The following is a 15,943-nucleotide window of genomic DNA, read 5'->3' on the forward strand; positions in this document are numbered from 1 at the left end:
TATGAAAAGATTACGCAGCAAAATGACCACCGAAGAACTGGCAGATTGCCTCGGTGTCGCTAAGCAAACCGTGAATCGTTGGATACGTGAACAAAAATGGGAAACGGAAAAATTTCCAGGTGTTAAAGGTGGTCGGGCAAGACTCGTTCATATCGATACACGCGTGCGGGAGTTTATTTTGAACATCCCGGCGTTTCGTAACCATTCTGCATTTTATCAGGCTGAAGAGCCGCTGGCCGAGTACAATCCCGTCGTACGCAGTCATGCCTATAGGCAAATTATTGATGCCGTGGAAAATATGTCCGCTGCGGAACAGGAAAAGTTAGCGCTATTCCTTTCACGTGAAGGTATCCGTGGTTTCCTTACACGCCTGGGTCTGAACGATTCTGAGTAATGCAAAGAAAAACGGCAGAGTCTCCCCTGCCGTTTCATTAATGCGGCGATCGCTTACTGTTGCGCTTCACGCTCCGCAATAAAAGCCAGAGCTTTATTGATGCGCTCAATGCTGCGAGTTTTTCCAATCGCGTGCACCGTTACGTCTAAGCCAGGAGACTGACCCGCACCGGTTACCGCCACACGTAACGGCATACCGACTTTACCCATCCCCACTTCCAGCTCATCAGCAGTAGCCTGAATCGCGTGATGCACGTTTTCAGCCGTCCACTCGGTAATGGCTGCCAGTTTGTCACGCACCACTTCCAGCGGCTGACGCGCCACCGGACGCAGGTGTTTCTTCGCGGCATCGGCATCAAACTCGGCAAAGTCTTCGTAGAAGTAACGGCAGCTCTGCGCCATCTCTTTCAGTGTTTTGCAACGCTCGCCCAGCAGTTTCACCAGTTCAGCCAACTCCGGGCCGTTACGGGTATCGATGTTTTCCTGCTCGATGTGCCACTGCAGATGCGTTGCCACATACTCCGGCGCCAGCGAGTTAATGTAGTGATGGTTCAGCCACTGCAGTTTTTCCGTGTTGAACGCACTGGCGGATTTGCTGACCGCTCCAAGGGAGAACAGCTTGATCATCTCTTCACGGGTGAAGATCTCCTGATCGCCGCTGGACCAGCCCAAACGCACCAGGTAGTTCAGCAGCGCTTCCGGCAGATAGCCGTCATCACGATACTGCATCACACTCACCGCGCCGTGACGTTTGGACAGTTTTTTACCGTCGTCGCCGTTGATCATAGAGACGTGGGCGTACACCGGCACCGGCGCGTTCAGCGCTTTCAGAATGTTGATCTGGCGCGGGGTATTGTTGATATGGTCTTCACCACGAATGACGTGGGTGATCTCCATATCCCAGTCGTCCACCACTACACAAAAGTTATAGGTTGGGGAACCGTCGGTGCGGCGGATGATCAGATCGTCCAGCTCCTGATTGCTGAATTCGATCGGGCCACGGATCTGGTCGTCAAAAATGACAGAGCCGTCCTGCGGGTTGGCAAAACGGACAACGCAAGGCTCATCATCAGCGTGATGTTCATGACCATGACGGCAACGACCGTCGTAGCGCGGCTTTTCACCCTTCGCCATCTGCTCTTCACGCAGTGCGTCCAGGCGTTCTTTGGAGCAGTAACATTTATAGGCCGTGCCCGCTTCCAGCATCTCATCAATCACTGCGTTATAACGATCGAAACGTTTAGTCTGGAAGTACGGACCTTCGTCCCATTCCAGGCTCAGCCAGTTCATACCGTCCATAATGGCTTCGATAGCTTCCGGCGTGGAACGTTCGAGATCGGTGTCTTCAATACGCAGCACAAACTCACCGCCGTGATTACGTGCAAAAAGCCAGGAATAGAGAGCAGTACGCGCACCACCGACGTGCAGATAGCCTGTCGGGCTTGGCGCGAAGCGAGTTTTGATTTTCATGAAATGGCCTTACGTTTATAAAGATGCCGACAACCGGCAAATCCGGGAAAAATGGAATGGCCGATATTCTATCACTGTGAAGTAAATCCTCAATGTTGTTACCGGGTAAACGCCGTACAGAACCCTTTTTGTTTAGAAATCATGCGCCAGAGACCGTTTCACGATCGTTTTGCTTAAAATTACGACGAACAAACAATTTCTTTAGAAAATGCGTTGACTCATTTTCAACTCTCCCTATAATGCGACTCCACACAGCGGGGGTGATTAGCTCAGCTGGGAGAGCACCTCCCTTACAAGGAGGGGGTCGGCGGTTCGATCCCGTCATCACCCACCAACTACTTTATGTAGTCTCCGCCGTGTCGATAAGAAATTGAGAAGTGGGTGATTAGCTCAGCTGGGAGAGCACCTCCCTTACAAGGAGGGGGTCGGCGGTTCGATCCCGTCATCACCCACCACTTTCTCGCCAGCTAAATTTCTTATTGTGAAGTACCGAAGTGGGTGATTAGCTCAGCTGGGAGAGCACCTCCCTTACAAGGAGGGGGTCGGCGGTTCGATCCCGTCATCACCCACCACTTCGGGTCGTTAGCTCAGTTGGTAGAGCAGTTGACTTTTAATCAATTGGTCGCAGGTTCGAATCCTGCACGACCCACCAATGTAGAAAGGCGCCCTAAAGGCGCCTTTTTGCTATGCGAAAATCGTCAGGATGAGAACCTGCTACAGGTTCGAGTCTCACGCAGTGAGACAACGGAGCCGCTGGCGGCGACGGCCCGAAGGGCGAGGCGAAGCCGAGTCATCCTGCACGACCCACCAATGTAAAAAGGCGCCCTAAAGGCGCCTTTTTGCTATGTACTGTTTGTCAGATTCGAGCCTGTACCGAGTCTGGGGAATTTCATGCCAAATCAAGCACGCTGTAAATATTAAAAATAATATAAATTCAGAATAAAAATAAATAGCGCAAAATATAGCCCGTTTCGGGAAAATACTTTCCCCGTCTGTCCATTCCATTGATATCCATCAAAAAAAACAGCCCCGAAAGAGAGTATTCCGTTTCATACAATAACAGTAGTTATTATTCTGTTCGGTATTGTGTCGTCAGGTTCGCTTTATCCTCCGCCGCACTATCGGTTCCCGCAGGATACTTTTATCTGCATCAGGGGAGGTCGTTGTGTCTTTGAAAGGACTGCGTTTTACGCTGGACGTGGACGGACTGGGGCAAAAAACCTTCGCCGTGGTGAATTTTGTGTTAAGGCAGCGCCACTCATTTCCGTTTGTGCTGGATATTGATGTTGCCAGCGATTCTTTCGGAGAGACCGCAGAAAAGCTACTGGAGAAAAATGCCACCCTGACTATCTGGCAGGGCAATACTCCTCAGCGCTATGTCAGCGGTATCGTTACCCGGTTTGGGATGAAAGAGTACAACGGCTGGCAGATGTGCTACAGCCTAACCATCACTCCTCCCCTCTGGCGCAGCGGTCTGCGCCAGAATTTTCGCATCTTCCAGCAACAGGACATTCAGACCATTTCCGCCACCTTGTTGGAGGAGAACGGCATTACTGACTGGAAGCCCTGGTTTTATGAAGACCACCCGGCGCGAGAATTCTGCGTTCAGTATGGTGAGACGGACCTTACGTTTCTTACCAGGCTGTGGTCAGAGGAAGGTATTTTCTTTTTTGATCGTTTTGCTGCTGACAGCCCGGCGCAGACACTGACGCTATGCGATAACGTTGCCGGATTATCCGATGCCGGTGAACTGCCATTCAATCCAAACTGTTCATTAGAAATTACCATTCCGAGTGTCAGTACCTTCAGTTACCAGGCGCAAATCCGCCCCTCTTCCGTAGAAACTCAGGACTACACCTTTAAAATGCCGCAGTGGCCCGGGTATTACGGACATTCTGGTGAAAATCTGAACGGACAGAGGAAGCAGTATGAAGTCTTTGACTGGCCGGGGCGTTTTAAGGATGAACAACACGGGCAGGATTTCGCCCGCTACCAGATAGAGGGCTGGCGTAACAATGCGGAAACCGCCGCCTGTATCAGCAACTCTCCCCTACTGTGGCCGGGCACAACCTTCACACTTACCGGGCATCCGGTAAACACGCTTAACCAAAAGTGGCAGGTTGTCAGCAGCGTTCTGACGGGAAAACAGCCACAGGCGATGAAAGGCGGACAGGGTATGGGCACCACGCTGAATAATCAGTTTGAAGTGATCCCAGCCGACAGAACCTGGCGACCGCAGCCGTTGATAAAGCCAAAAGTGGATGGTCCACAAAGCGCTATCGTCACCGGGCCGCCGGGCGAAGAAATCTTCTGCGATGAGCATGGTCGTGTGCGGGTGCGCTTTCATTGGGACCGTTATCATCAGAGCAATGAGGACAGTTCCTGCTGGATAAGGGTGTCGCAGGCGTGGGCGGGTGCCGGGTTCGGCAATCTGGCCATTCCGCGCGTGGGCCAGGAGGTCATCGTGGACTTTCTCAATGGCGACCCCGACCAGCCCATCATTATGGGCCGTACCTATCACGACGATAACCGCTCCCCGGGCAGCCTGCCCGGCACGAAAACACAGATGACCATTCGCTCAAAAACCTATAAGGGCGGCGGGTTTAATGAACTGCGTTTTGAGGATGCGACCGGGCAGGAGCAGGTGTATATCCATGCGCAGAAAGACATGGACACCGATGTTCTGAATAACCGCACCACTGACGTGACGGCAAACCACCGGGAAACGATCGGCGGTAATCAGCTTATCACCGTGAAGCAAAACCAGATACAGACAGTGGTGCAGAACCAGAAAGAGACCGTGGGCCAGAATCAGAGTGTCACCGTGGGCATGAATCAGGCGGAAACGGTGGGGATTGTCCGCGCCCTGAGCGTGGGGGTGGCATACCAGACTACGGTGGGTGGAGTGATGAACACCTCGGTGGCGCTGATGCAGTCCTCACAGATCGGTATTCAGAAATCCCTGCTGGTTGGCAAAGGGTATGACGTCAGCGTGGGGGAAAACGTCAGCTTCACGGTAGGCAAAACCCGGACAGAAAGCGCCGGAAAGGTGGCGGTGTACTCTGCCGGAGAACATCTGGAGTTGCGTTGTGGACAGGCGCGCCTGGTGCTGACGCAGGACGGCAAAATCTTCCTTAACGGCACGGCTATTAATCTTCAGGGCGTGCAAACACTCAGTGGCGACGCGCTGATGATTAACTGGAACTGCGGCGCAGCGGAAGACCCGCCGAAGGTGCCGGAAGACCCGCCGAAGGTGCCGGAAGAAAGCAGCAGTCAGCCGCCGGATATGCGTAAGTACTGAGTCAACGGCTGCGCATTTGCGTTTATGTAAAACGATAACAGTACATTCAGCATTTCAGAAGGATTTGTCTATGAGCGGAAAACCGGCGGCGCGTCAGGGCGACATGACGCAGACGGGCGGTAGCATTGTCCAGGGCTCGGCGGGCGTGATGATTGGCGCGCCAACAGGCGTGGCCTGCTCGGTCTGCCCGGGAGGGATGACTTCCGGTAACCCGGTCAATCCGTTGCTGGGTGCAAAGGTGCAGCCCGGTGAAACCGATTTCGCCCTGCCGGGTCCGTTACCGTTTGTGCTCTCGAGGACTTACAACAGCTACCGGACGAAAACGCCTGCACCGGTGAGCATCTTCGGCCCCGGCTGGAAAGCCCCCTTCGATATCCGCTTACAGCTTCGTGATGAAGAACTGATACTCAACGACCACGGCGGGCGCAGTATTCATTTCGAGCCGCTGTTTCCCGGTGAAACGGCCTTCAGCCGCAGCGAATCGCTCTGGCTGGCGCGGGGCGGCGTGCCGGTGCTGCATGAAAGCAATCCGCTGCACACACTGTGGCAGTCGTTGCCGGAAGACATTCGCACCAGTCCACACCTGTATCTGGCGACCAGCAGCGTTCAGGGACCGTGGTGGATACTGGGCTGGTCTGCGCGCGTACCGGGAGCGGATGAAGTTCTGCCCGCCCCGCTGCCGCCGTACCGGACGCTGACCGGGCTGGCTGACCGTTTCGGGCGCACACAAACCTTTCACCGGGACGCAGACGGGGAATTTGCCGGGAATATCACCGCCGTGACCGACGGCGCAGGCCGCCGCTTCCGGCTGGTGCTGACCACGCAGGCGCAGCGGGCCGCACAGTACCGGAAGCAGGTAACCGCCAGTGGCACAAAACCCCTTCCCTTCCCGGATGCTCTGCCCGCCACCGCGTACGACACGGACAACGGCCTTCGTCTGGCAGAAGTATGGCTGACCCACGACCCGGAATACCCGGACACTCTGCCCGCCGCGCCGCTGGCGCGATACGACTATTCCCCGCGTGGCGAACTGGCAACGGTATACGACCGCAGCGGCACGGCAGTACGCCATTTTACGTATGACCCGCCGCATCCGGGAAGCATGGTGGCACACCGTTATGCGGGCAGACCAGAGATACGCTATCGCTATGACATCGCCGGGCGGGTAACGGAACAGCGTAACCCGGAAGGCTTAAGCTATACCTACTCGTATGAACAGAACCGCGTCATTATCACCGACAGCCTGAACCGCCGGGAGGTGCTTTACACCGAAGGCGAAGGCGGGCTGAAGCGGGTAGTGAAACAGGAACGCTCCGATGGCAGCGCCATTCACAGTGAATACGACCCGGCAGGGAGACTTATTGCACAGACCGATGCGGCGGGCCGTAAGACGGAATACCGCCTGAGTCCCGGCTCCGGCCAGTTAAAAGAAATCGTCGCGCCAGACGGCAGGCGTACTGAATTTTATTACAACAGCCAGCGCCAGTTGACGGACACCGTATACCCGGACGGCCTGCAAAGCCGGCAGGAATACGACATTCAGGGCAGACTCATCGCCGACACCCTGCGCGACGGCAGCACCACCCGCTGGTTTTATGACAACCCGCACAGCGAATACCCGTCCGCCAGCGAAGATGCCACCGGCAGCCGGAAACAGATGACGTGGAGCCGCTACGGGCAGTTGCTGAGCTTCACCGACTGCTCAGGCTACCAGACCCGTTACGAATATGACCGCTTCGGTCAGGTCACTGCCCTTCATCAGGAAGAAGGCCTCAGCCAGTACCGTGCTTACGATGACCGGGGCAGACTGGTCAGCCAGAAAAATGCACAGGGCCACGAAACCCGCTATGAGTACAGCATCGCGGGCGACCTGATGGTCGTGCTCCACCCGGACGGCAGCAGGCAGACCACAGAGTATGATGCCGCTGGACACCCGGTGAGCACCACCACTGGCGGCCTGACCCGGCAGATGGCATACGACGCCGCAGGCCGTGTGACGCAACTGACCAACGAAAACGGCAGCCACACCACCTTCGCTTATGATGTGCTGGACAGGCTGGTGCAGGAAACGGGCTTTGACGGCAGGACGCAGCGTTATCAGTACGGTATTACCGGGCAGCTTATCCGCAGTGAGGACGAAAGCCTCATCACCCTGTGGCATTACGATGCGTCAGACCGGCTGACATACCGAACGGTGAATGACGAAGAGGCAGAACGCTGGCAGTACAACGAGCGTGGCTGGCTGGCCGAAGTCAGCCATCTCAGCGACGGCCACCGCGTCGCCGTGCAGTATGAGTACGATAAACAGGGACGGATGAACCTTGAACGCCAGACGGTGCAGCATCCCGAAACGGGAGAGCTGCTGTGGCAGCACGCCACCCGGCACGATTACAGCGCCAAGGGACTGCCGGACCGCGTGACACCGGACGCCCTTCCCCCGGTGGCGTGGCTCACGTATGGCAGCGGGTATCTGGCCGGCATGAAGCTCGGCGACACGCCGCTGGTTGAGTTCACCCGCGACCGCCTGCACCGGGAAACGCAGCGCCGCTTCGGCGAATACGACCTGACCACGGCATACACGCCGGGCGGTCAGCTACAGAGCCATCACCTCAGCATTCTTCAGCTTAACCGCGACTACACCTGGAACAGCGGCGGGCAGCTTGTTCACATCCGCGGGCAGCATGAGCAGCGGGATTATCAGTACGGCGACGCCGGAAGGTTGCTCTGTACACATATCACATCGCCCCACCACGACCTGGCGCAGTGGACGTTCACCGACCCGGCGGGCAACCGGACAGCGCAGCAGGATAAATACCCGATGCTGCCGGAACGCTTCCCGGATAACCACATCACCCAGGATGTGGAGAACTTTTATCATTATGACGAACACGGCAGGCTGACAGAGAAAGACGAGCGCCGGATACGCCCGCACGGCAGCGTCGTGCATCATTACCGCTATGATAACCAGCACCGGCTGACGCACTACCGCCGGATGCAACAGGGCAACGTGCTGACGGAAAGCCGCTATCTTTACGACCCGCCGGGCCGCCGCGTCAGCAAACGGGTGTGGGCATGTACGGTATTTCACGATGGCTCGTGTTCACAGCCGGCACTGCAGGAAACCGTGTGGTACGCCTGGGATGGCGACCGGCTGACCACCACGCAGACGGACAAAACCCGCATCCAGACGGTGTACCTGCCGGGAAGCTTCACGCCGCTCATCCGTATTGAAACGGCAACCGGAGAACTGACCAGAGCCACCCGCCGCACGCTGGCGGAGAAATTTCAGCAGGAAGCAAACGTGACCTTCCCGCCGGAACTGGTGGCGATGGTGGATAATCTGGAAGCGGAACTACGGCGCGGGGAACTCAGCGAAGCCAGCCGGACGTGGCTGGCACAGTGCGGCCTGACGCCGGAGCAGATGAAAAATCAGCTGGAGCCGATATATATACCGGTAAGAAAAATCCACCTGTACCACTGCGACCACCGGGGCCTGCCGCTGGCACTGATTGACGTTAACGGGGCCATTGCGTGGCGCGCAGAGTTTGATGAATGGGGGAATATCCTGCGGGAAGATAACCCGTATAACCTGGAACAGCTCATCCGTCTGCCGGGGCAGCAGTGGGATAAAGAGACGGGGTTGTACTATAACCGGCACCGGTATTACGACCCAGCACAGGGAAGATATATCACGCAGGACCCGATTGGGTTAGCGGGAGGGTGGAATCTGTATCAATATCCGCTGGATCCGATACAAATAATAGATCCTTTAGGGTTATCTGGCTGGGATGGATTAGGCAATTGGCTCAGCCAGCCAGGTATGAAAGAGGCTTATAATCATGCAGCAGGTGAAGCCGAAGGTCCAATTGCAAAACCTATATCCGAATGGGAATTTTCCGAATGGAATGTGGTTAAAGGAAGTAATCATCTCGGGACTAATTATATAAATGTGTATGCAATGTGTAAGGATCAATTTGATAACACAAAGTCTGTTGCTGCAAAAGTTTTTCAAACCGGTTTGTTTCCGTTGAATGAAATTGAAGCAGGGAAAGGGATACCTGACCCTAGCGAAAATATTGGAAGTAAATCAGCTCCTGTAAACACCGCTGCAGATTGCATTGAGAATCTCGTAAAAGCTCATTCAAGGGCATTAACGTGCGGTTCAAAAAATGGTTATGAATGCTTCATGGATACAGTTGCGACCCCAGAGTTAGGGAATAAATTATGCGGAGAGACTGAGTAAAACCATAATGAATAAATATATAAACAAGATTTCTGAATTGCCATCACGAATAGGATTGACACTTTCTTATATCATATGTATAAATCTAATTGCATTTATGAGGAACTCTTTTAGAATTATTATGTGGTATATTTTTAATGATTCTTTCCAAAACATCTGGCTAATAAAAATTTCAAATGCAATAGCTTACTCCATGTTATTTTGGTGTGGTTGCATTGCTGGCCATTTAATACAAAAAAAAGTATATTTCATTCTTCATTAGTCGTAGCTTTAGGTGTTATGTATACTTTTTTACTTTCAGGCGTAGGACCAAATGACTATATTTTGCTTCTTGAAGGCATATCAACTGGCGCTGCTTTAGGTGGGATTGGAGGAGGATGCACACTAATAGTAAGAAAACTTCGACATTCGAAAAGTAAGAAATGAGGATAAAGAAAGTCCAGGCTGATTGTTCAAATTGGCCTGGCAGAGTTAAGTTAGTAAAAAACTCCACTGCGCCTATAGGGAAGTGCAGCTAATCATTCGTTCGCAGAATTTGATGAGCGTGGGAACCTATTGCTAAAAGATAACCCGGAGAATCTGCAACAGCTCATCCGCCTGCCGGGACAGCAATGGGATAAAGAGACCGGACTGTACTATAACCGGCACCGGTACTACGACCCGTTACAGGGAAGGTATATCACGCAGGATCCGATTGGGTTGGAAGGCGGGTGGAATCTGTATCAATATCCGTTAAATCCTGTCGCATATAGAGATCCTTTAGGTTTAAACGGAATAGGAGATTTTGGTAATGGGTTTAGCAATTATTGCCAGCAGGCAAGTTCAGCTGTAACCCATCTGTCACCGGGTGATGCAGCGGGAGTGATACATAACATGGAAACAATGCATAATGCCTACAATCCGCTATCTGAATATGTACTCGGGATATCAGAAGGTTCAGCCGTCATTGCTATGGCTGGTATGAGTTTCGGAGTGGCGACCGTAGCAGAAAAAGGTTCAGCATGTATCGAAAACGTGGCTAATTCTATGATAAAAGATGGTGAAAGAAATCCAAAGAATTTAGCGTTGATCTGCGGGAAAAGCATTATAAATAAAGGAAGTAGCAAGTTTCAAAATAAGGTATCAGATTATCTTATTGATACACTTTTATCCTATGAACAAAAACAATAGTCATTATTTATTATAATATAGTGAAAATTCATTCATCTTACTTATAAAGGTGTCACAGTAACATGAAAAAAAACAAATTGATAATAAAAATCACATTAACCCTAACATTCTTACTAATTATTTCTTGTTTCCATTACTTAAATAAAAACTTGAATCTAAAAGAAAGAAAAAGGGCGGTTGATATATCATATCTAACCAAGTTAGCAAAAAGTGGAAATATGGAGGCTCAAACAGATTTGGGAGTTGCTTATGGAAATGGTGATGGTATAAGTCAAAATTACGCAAAAGCGCTCTACTGGTATAATAAGGCGGCGATGCAAGGTTATGCACAGGCACAATTTAACCTTGGCCTTTACTATGAGAATGGTTGGGGCACTTTAAGTGATCCCCAACAAGCGATAAAGTGGTATAAAAAAGCAGCGGAGCAAGGCATGACAAAGGCCCAAGTGAATCTTGGCACACTGTATCTCGCAAACCCCAACGTACAAAAAAATTATCCAGAAGCAAAAAAATGGCTATTAAAGGCTGCAGAAAAAAATGATACCAATGCAATGAACAACCTGGGGCAAATTTATGCTAACGGTTTAGGGGTTGAAAAAAATAATATTGATGCTGAGAAATGGTATCTTAAAGCTGTTGCTCTTGGTTCTATGAGTGCAAGAAATTCACTGGGGGCTTTTTATGGCAAAGGATTAGGACTCCATTCGAAAGATCGGGATAAAGTTTTACCTCTGGTCGAAGCTTCAGCATGCCAGGGGTATGTCCAGGCACAGATTAATCTTGGGTCATTTTATACTGAAAATAATGGAGAAGCGCCGATAGATTATAAAAAAGCCTACGCATGGTATTATGTTGCGTATATTAATGGTTCTTTAAGTACTCAACATGAACTTGATTTTCTTACCAAAAAAATGAGTAATGAAGAACTCATCGAAGCAAAAAAAATGGCCGCAGGGTATAGCCAAAAATATCGTTCCTCTCCGATCGAGGATGATACCTATAAATCTCAAACAGAATGTAGATATCCTTAACAAGAGGGGGGGAATGGGGTCAGGCAATTAATTTTTCAAGAATGTCGAGTGGCGTTTAATATTATGATAATAATGATGATATTAAAGTCTGTTTCTACCTTGATGGGCAGATTCCGCTGCCAATGCCGCATCGGAAGGTCAAATGTCTTACGATAATTCTGCTGCTTCAATAGACGTAGCTAATGGGCCAACATATTTACCACCAACTTGTTCTCTTTCAGTTGATATTGGCGGTTCTTTGGATACATTTAGCGGAGGAAGTTTTGCTACTGAAATATCAATTGGGACAAATAATAGGGCATCAGGAAATAGTGACATTTGTGCGTACTATATTCTTTGTGAGCACAGCGGAGTAGGAATTGCTGGTGGGCTATCAATATCAGGGACTATTTCTGGTGGTGGTATATTTCCTGGAGAAACCAAGTCGAAAGGGATTATACATTCAGGAAGATTATTGGGTAAATTTTCTGGTTCAGGAACAAAGGATTCGGCTGGCAATTATTCAGGAGCACTCAGCACTGGTCCTGGGTTAGGTGTTTTTGGTGGGAGTTAACGTGTTCTCAAATTTCTCGATGCGTGACAGAATTGTTGGGGTAATTAAATGAAGAGCAAGAAATGCATATTGATTGCGGTAGCGTTCTTTTTTGCTGTACTTGTCGTATTTATAGAAAGACTTGTAACGCATTCTTTTATACGGAGTGATGCGGAAGTAAGAAACGAGGCTCAGCAAGAGGTTGTTTACATTCAAAGCTTATATAATAAAAATGATTTCTCTAATATGTATGCAAATGGAACTAATGATTTCCCGAAAATTACAAGCAAAGAAGTTTTTTTATGTTAATGAGGAGAAAAAAAGAAATCTTAGGCGATTTCATAAAGTCTGATTTAATATCCAGTAATGTTATTAATTCTAATGTGGTGATGCTTACTTATCGCTCAACCTATACACATTATTCATTAGTAGAGGAGTTTGCTCTAATGAGAAAGGATGATAGTGATAAATTGCGTTTAGGAACGTATTTTATTGATGACGGTGGCAAGCGTGGAAAAGTAATAAAACTATAAGGGTGTTTTTCGAACGTTTTGGTAAGGATGCATACAAGAAAGGTAATAACCCCAACAAAATGCCTATTAAATTGCCAGGAAGATTACGCAGTTTGAATATGCATCCATAAAATAGATTCGTATTTATCCAATAACTTCTTTCTTATATTAAAATTAAATTGCTCATATTTTTTATATCTGCTTAACTTTTCATATTCCGTAAATCCATACTTTTTTAATAACCAGTAGTCAGCAATCATTGCCGCCTGTTGCTCCATAGAGTAAAAAATAAAATGAGGCTCATCAAGATGATATGAATCCCAGCGTGTTGATGCATAGGTATTATCATGAAAAGAAGAGTCATGCCGATAATATTGCCAGACAAAAGACATGGCAAATATAAACAAATGAGGATATTTTACAGAATCATGGTAGTTTGTATAATCGGCTGAAAAATCAGATTTATACTCGTTTACACTCAAAAGAATCTCACCATTTCTGGTATTGGTTATTACTTTAGATTGATACCTTGAATGATTGTGGTCACAATATATTTTTACTCTGTAGTAGTTGATGATATTCTTAAATAGAGTTTGCGCCAGCTTTAACTCTCCGGAGGTTAATGGCCTGAATAATACAGAATCAGACCCAGAAGATAACCCTGGCTCTGTGCATCGTTCCTGACAGTCTCTCAGAATAGTGCCTTCATGATCAAAAGAAGCGTTCCTTAATATCCTTTCGCACATTACAACCTCCATTTATTTTACTTCAGCATACGCCCCGAACGGAAAAATTCAATAAAAAAGAACAAATTTAAATTTCACCTACCGCATATACATTGCTACATTTTCATTTACCGAAATTGTGAATAATCCTTGCGGCAATTGGTTCAAACATATATTCCCAGCGTCACCATCAACCGCATAGGATCAATTGGTGATGCTATACAATGATTGATCCACTGGCAGACGTCCAGGTACCACAACGGGGGTCGGTTCGGGTACGTTGAAGCAAAAAAGTACGCGATGTACCCGTTACGCCGTTAAGGCATTAATCATGTGTTCCAGTGCGGGTGTCGCCTGTTGCTGGTCATACACAATGTACAAATCAGCCGGAATACGCTCTTCTAATGGACGGAACACCACACCCGGCCAGTTCATCTGCGCGTAGCTGTCGGCAATCAGCGTAATGCCAATTCCCATACTGATCATCGCCAGTACCGTTTGCGGTTCCATCACTTCACGTATGATCATCGGAGAGAACCCCGCACTCTGGCAAACGCGTTGCAGGAATGCCCAGTCAGTGTGAATGGAAGGCATGGTGACGAAATATTCGTTACGCAGGGCTTCTAATGGTACAGCCTCCCGCACAGTCAGTGGATGACCTTCCGGCATCGCCACCAGAAAAGAGGATTCATGCAGTCGCAGGCTGGTAAACCCAGGCGCCGGTTCCGTTGCCATTCGCCAGATACCGGCATCAAGCTCACGCCGCTCCAGCATGGCCATCTGCATCGCGGGCATATTTTCACGAAACAGCACCTCAACGTTAGGATTGTCCTTCAGGAATCTCCGCATTACCGGGCGCATTTTTCCCCACATCGCCGTGCCGATCACGCCCAGTTCGATCCGCCCTGCCTCACCGCGCCCGATCTGTTCGACGCGTGCTAACACCTGGCTGGCGCTGGAAAGCAGACGTCGTGACTCTTCCATCAGGATTTTCCCTGCATGGGTCAACGCTACGCTGCGCGAATGGCGGATAAACAGCAGCGTGCCGAGCTCCTGTTCCAGCTCTTTAATATGAATACTCAATGGAGGCTGCGACATATTCAGACGAGCGGCGGCGCGTCCAAAATGTAACTCTTCGGCGACAGCAAGAAAATAACGCAGTAACTTGAGATCGATACGAGGCGTGCGTTCCATGGGTAATGCGCTCCTGAGGAGAGGACTGATGCGCCAAATTACCACATTGCGTCGCAGAACAGGAACGACGGGCAACATATGCCCGCCGCAAAGGGGGATTAACGGGCCAGCGAGGGCTGTGCCTGCTTTTCAGGTTCATGCTTGTACTTAAAGCACAGCGCAAAAATCACCGCCAGCACCAGGGCATACGCCGCAAAGACCAGCCAGATAGTTTGCCAGTCCTTCACGCCATCCACTGAGAAGTAATCCACCGCCATACCGCTCAGGATGGAGCCAACCCACGCGCCGACGCCATTGACCATCGTCATAAACAGCCCCTGCGCACTGGCACGAATTTTCGAATCCACTTCCTGTTCAACGAAGACCGAGCCTGAAATGTTGAAGAAATCGAATGCGCAACCGTAGACGATCATCGACATCAGCAGCAGAACAAATCCGAGTGGAGACGGGTCGCCAAAGGCAAAGAAGCCAAAGCGCAATGTCCACGCCAGCATGCTCATCAGCATGACCGTTTTGATGCCAAAGCGTTTGAGGAAGAACGGGATAGTCAGAATAAAGCCGACTTCCGCCATCTGCGAGACAGAGAGTAAGATGGACGGGTATTTCACCACAAAACTGTCGGCAAACTGCGGATCGCGGGCAAAGTCGTGCAGGAAGGGGTTACCAAAAACGTTGGTAATTTGCAGCACTGCACCCAGCATCATGGCAAACAGAAAGAAAATCGCCATCCGCGGATTTTTAAACAGCACAAACGCATCCAGCCCCAGCTTACTGGCAAACGACGCGCTCGCTTTCTTCTCGGCGACCGGAATTTTCGGCAGCGTGAGTGCGTAGGCAGCCAGTAGCAGCGATGCGCCAGACGCAATGTACAGTTGCGCATTGCTCAGCTCCAGGCCCATCAGGCTGACGGTCCACATCGCAACGATAAAACCAATCGTGCCAAAAACGCGAATAGGCGGAAATGCCGTCACCGGATCCTGCCCTGATTGCGCCAGACAGGAATATGAGACACTGTTGGAAAGCGAAATCGTCGGCATGAAGGCCATTGCGTTGATCAACATCACCCAGAACATGGTGTCCGGATCGGTCACCGTCGTCGCGTAGAGCAGCGCGCCCGCACAGAGCAGATGACAAAGCATATAAGCACGCTCTGCCCGCAGCCATTTGTCCGCAATAATCCCCATAATGCCGGGCATAATAATCGCCGCCAGCCCTTTTGAGCTGTACACCATACCCACGTTGGCACCGGTAAAATGAAGGGTGTTAATCATGTATGAACCCAGGGTCACCAGCCAGCTTCCCCAGATAAAATATTGCATAAACGACATGATCTTTAATCGGGACGCAATACCCATTTTTTTCTTCCTTGCCG

At 50.3% G+C, this 15,943-nt stretch carries 11 protein-coding genes, 4 tRNA genes, 1 other RNA gene and 1 pseudogene; 13 read left to right on the plus strand and 4 right to left on the minus strand.

Translation table 11 applies throughout. The annotated features are described in order from the left end of the window. Position 1 precedes the first annotated feature (1 nt). Entirely contained in the window at positions 2 to 394 is a 393-nt protein-coding gene (locus HVX64_RS16295; protein ID WP_042999922.1) for a YfeC-like transcriptional regulator, read from the plus strand. A 53-nt stretch (positions 395 to 447) separates the two neighbouring features. On the opposite strand, the gene gltX is transcribed toward HVX64_RS16295, so the two are convergent. Continuing rightward, positions 448 to 1,863 carry a glutamate--tRNA ligase gene (gene gltX, locus HVX64_RS16300; RefSeq protein WP_044258398.1) on the minus strand — a complete coding sequence of 472 codons (1,416 nt, stop codon included), beginning with the start codon at positions 1,861 to 1,863 and terminating at the stop codon, positions 448 to 450. A gap of 258 nt (positions 1,864 to 2,121) precedes the next feature. On the opposite strand from gltX, the gene HVX64_RS16305 reads away from it, so the two are divergent. The 12 genes and pseudogenes from HVX64_RS16305 to HVX64_RS16360 all read left to right on the plus strand — a co-directional run bounded on the left by HVX64_RS16305 (position 2,122) and on the right by HVX64_RS16360 (position 12,673). Further along, positions 2,122 to 2,197: transfer RNA gene (locus HVX64_RS16305), tRNA-Val, on the plus strand. Between the two features lie 45 nt (positions 2,198 to 2,242). Then, positions 2,243 to 2,318 (plus strand) — tRNA-Val (locus HVX64_RS16310). Positions 2,319 to 2,359: 41 nt separating this feature from the next. Next, positions 2,360 to 2,435 (plus strand) — tRNA-Val (locus tag HVX64_RS16315). A 4-nt stretch (positions 2,436 to 2,439) separates the two neighbouring features. Further along, a tRNA-Lys gene (locus HVX64_RS16320) sits at positions 2,440 to 2,515 on the plus strand. A gap of 31 nt (positions 2,516 to 2,546) precedes the next feature. Next, a non-coding RNA gene (locus HVX64_RS16325) (RtT sRNA) lies at positions 2,547 to 2,673 on the plus strand. Between the two features lie 355 nt (positions 2,674 to 3,028). Further along, positions 3,029 to 5,164 (plus strand): type VI secretion system tip protein TssI/VgrG, encoded by a 2,136-nt coding sequence (gene tssI / locus HVX64_RS16330; RefSeq protein ID WP_181825058.1) that lies wholly within the window; start codon positions 3,029 to 3,031, stop codon positions 5,162 to 5,164. 70 nt (positions 5,165 to 5,234) lie between these two features. Next, a pseudogene (locus HVX64_RS16335) lies at positions 5,235 to 8,942 on the plus strand (RHS element core protein); the annotation flags it as partial. Positions 8,943 to 9,962: 1,020 nt separating this feature from the next. Continuing rightward, positions 9,963 to 10,577, plus strand: a complete 615-nt coding sequence (locus tag HVX64_RS16340) for an RHS repeat-associated core domain-containing protein (protein ID WP_082010099.1) — start codon at positions 9,963 to 9,965, stop codon at positions 10,575 to 10,577. 62 nt (positions 10,578 to 10,639) lie between these two features. Next, positions 10,640 to 11,608, plus strand: coding sequence for a tetratricopeptide repeat protein (locus HVX64_RS16345; protein WP_044258397.1), 969 nt, complete (start codon positions 10,640 to 10,642; stop codon positions 11,606 to 11,608). Between the two features lie 142 nt (positions 11,609 to 11,750). After that, on the plus strand, positions 11,751 to 12,161 hold the full coding sequence (locus HVX64_RS16350) for a hypothetical protein (RefSeq protein WP_156135252.1): 411 nt from the start codon (positions 11,751 to 11,753) through the stop codon (positions 12,159 to 12,161). Positions 12,162 to 12,209: 48 nt separating this feature from the next. Beyond that, positions 12,210 to 12,449, plus strand: coding sequence for a hypothetical protein (locus HVX64_RS16355; RefSeq protein ID WP_052443926.1), 240 nt, complete (start codon positions 12,210 to 12,212; stop codon positions 12,447 to 12,449). After that, complete coding sequence (locus HVX64_RS16360; protein ID WP_052443925.1) at positions 12,443 to 12,673, plus strand: hypothetical protein; 231 nt, start codon at positions 12,443 to 12,445, stop codon at positions 12,671 to 12,673. Before HVX64_RS16355 ends, HVX64_RS16360 begins: the two co-directional genes overlap by 7 nt. Before the next feature lie 83 nt (positions 12,674 to 12,756). Here the strand turns inward: HVX64_RS16360 and HVX64_RS24150 are convergent, their stop codons facing one another. The 3 genes from HVX64_RS24150 to HVX64_RS16375 all read right to left on the minus strand — a co-directional run bounded on the left by HVX64_RS24150 (position 12,757) and on the right by HVX64_RS16375 (position 15,926). Continuing rightward, a complete protein-coding gene (locus HVX64_RS24150; protein ID WP_228530457.1) occupies positions 12,757 to 13,410 on the minus strand; it encodes a hypothetical protein in 654 nt (217 codons plus the stop codon). A 276-nt stretch (positions 13,411 to 13,686) separates the two neighbouring features. Further along, positions 13,687 to 14,571, minus strand: coding sequence for a LysR family transcriptional regulator (locus tag HVX64_RS16370; protein WP_044258396.1), 885 nt, complete (start codon positions 14,569 to 14,571; stop codon positions 13,687 to 13,689). A gap of 98 nt (positions 14,572 to 14,669) precedes the next feature. Then, on the minus strand, positions 14,670 to 15,926 hold the full coding sequence (locus tag HVX64_RS16375; protein WP_042999917.1) for a nucleoside permease: 1,257 nt from the start codon (positions 15,924 to 15,926) through the stop codon (positions 14,670 to 14,672). Positions 15,927 to 15,943 lie beyond the last annotated feature (17 nt).

The organism is Citrobacter sp. RHB20-C16 (assembly GCF_013890155.1).
GTDB lineage: Bacteria > Pseudomonadota > Gammaproteobacteria > Enterobacterales > Enterobacteriaceae > Citrobacter_A > Citrobacter_A amalonaticus.

Excerpts from the sequence above, each read along its gene's own strand:
- gltX (WP_044258398.1), bottom strand. The coding sequence starts at position 1,863 with ATGAAAATCAAAACTCGCTTCGCGCCAAGCCCGACAGGCTATCTGCAC.
- HVX64_RS16375 (WP_042999917.1), bottom strand. The coding sequence starts at position 15,926 with ATGGGTATTGCGTCCCGATTAAAGATCATGTCGTTTATGCAATATTTT.
- HVX64_RS16370 (WP_044258396.1), bottom strand. The coding sequence starts at position 14,571 with ATGGAACGCACGCCTCGTATCGATCTCAAGTTACTGCGTTATTTTCTT.
- HVX64_RS16350 (WP_156135252.1), top strand. The coding sequence starts at position 11,751 with ATGTCTTACGATAATTCTGCTGCTTCAATAGACGTAGCTAATGGGCCA.
- HVX64_RS16345 (WP_044258397.1), top strand. The coding sequence starts at position 10,640 with ATGAAAAAAAACAAATTGATAATAAAAATCACATTAACCCTAACATTC.
- HVX64_RS24150 (WP_228530457.1), bottom strand. The coding sequence starts at position 13,410 with ATGGAGGTTGTAATGTGCGAAAGGATATTAAGGAACGCTTCTTTTGAT.
- HVX64_RS16295 (WP_042999922.1), top strand. The coding sequence starts at position 2 with ATGAAAAGATTACGCAGCAAAATGACCACCGAAGAACTGGCAGATTGC.
- HVX64_RS16360 (WP_052443925.1), top strand. The coding sequence starts at position 12,443 with ATGTTAATGAGGAGAAAAAAAGAAATCTTAGGCGATTTCATAAAGTCT.
- HVX64_RS16355 (WP_052443926.1), top strand. The coding sequence starts at position 12,210 with ATGAAGAGCAAGAAATGCATATTGATTGCGGTAGCGTTCTTTTTTGCT.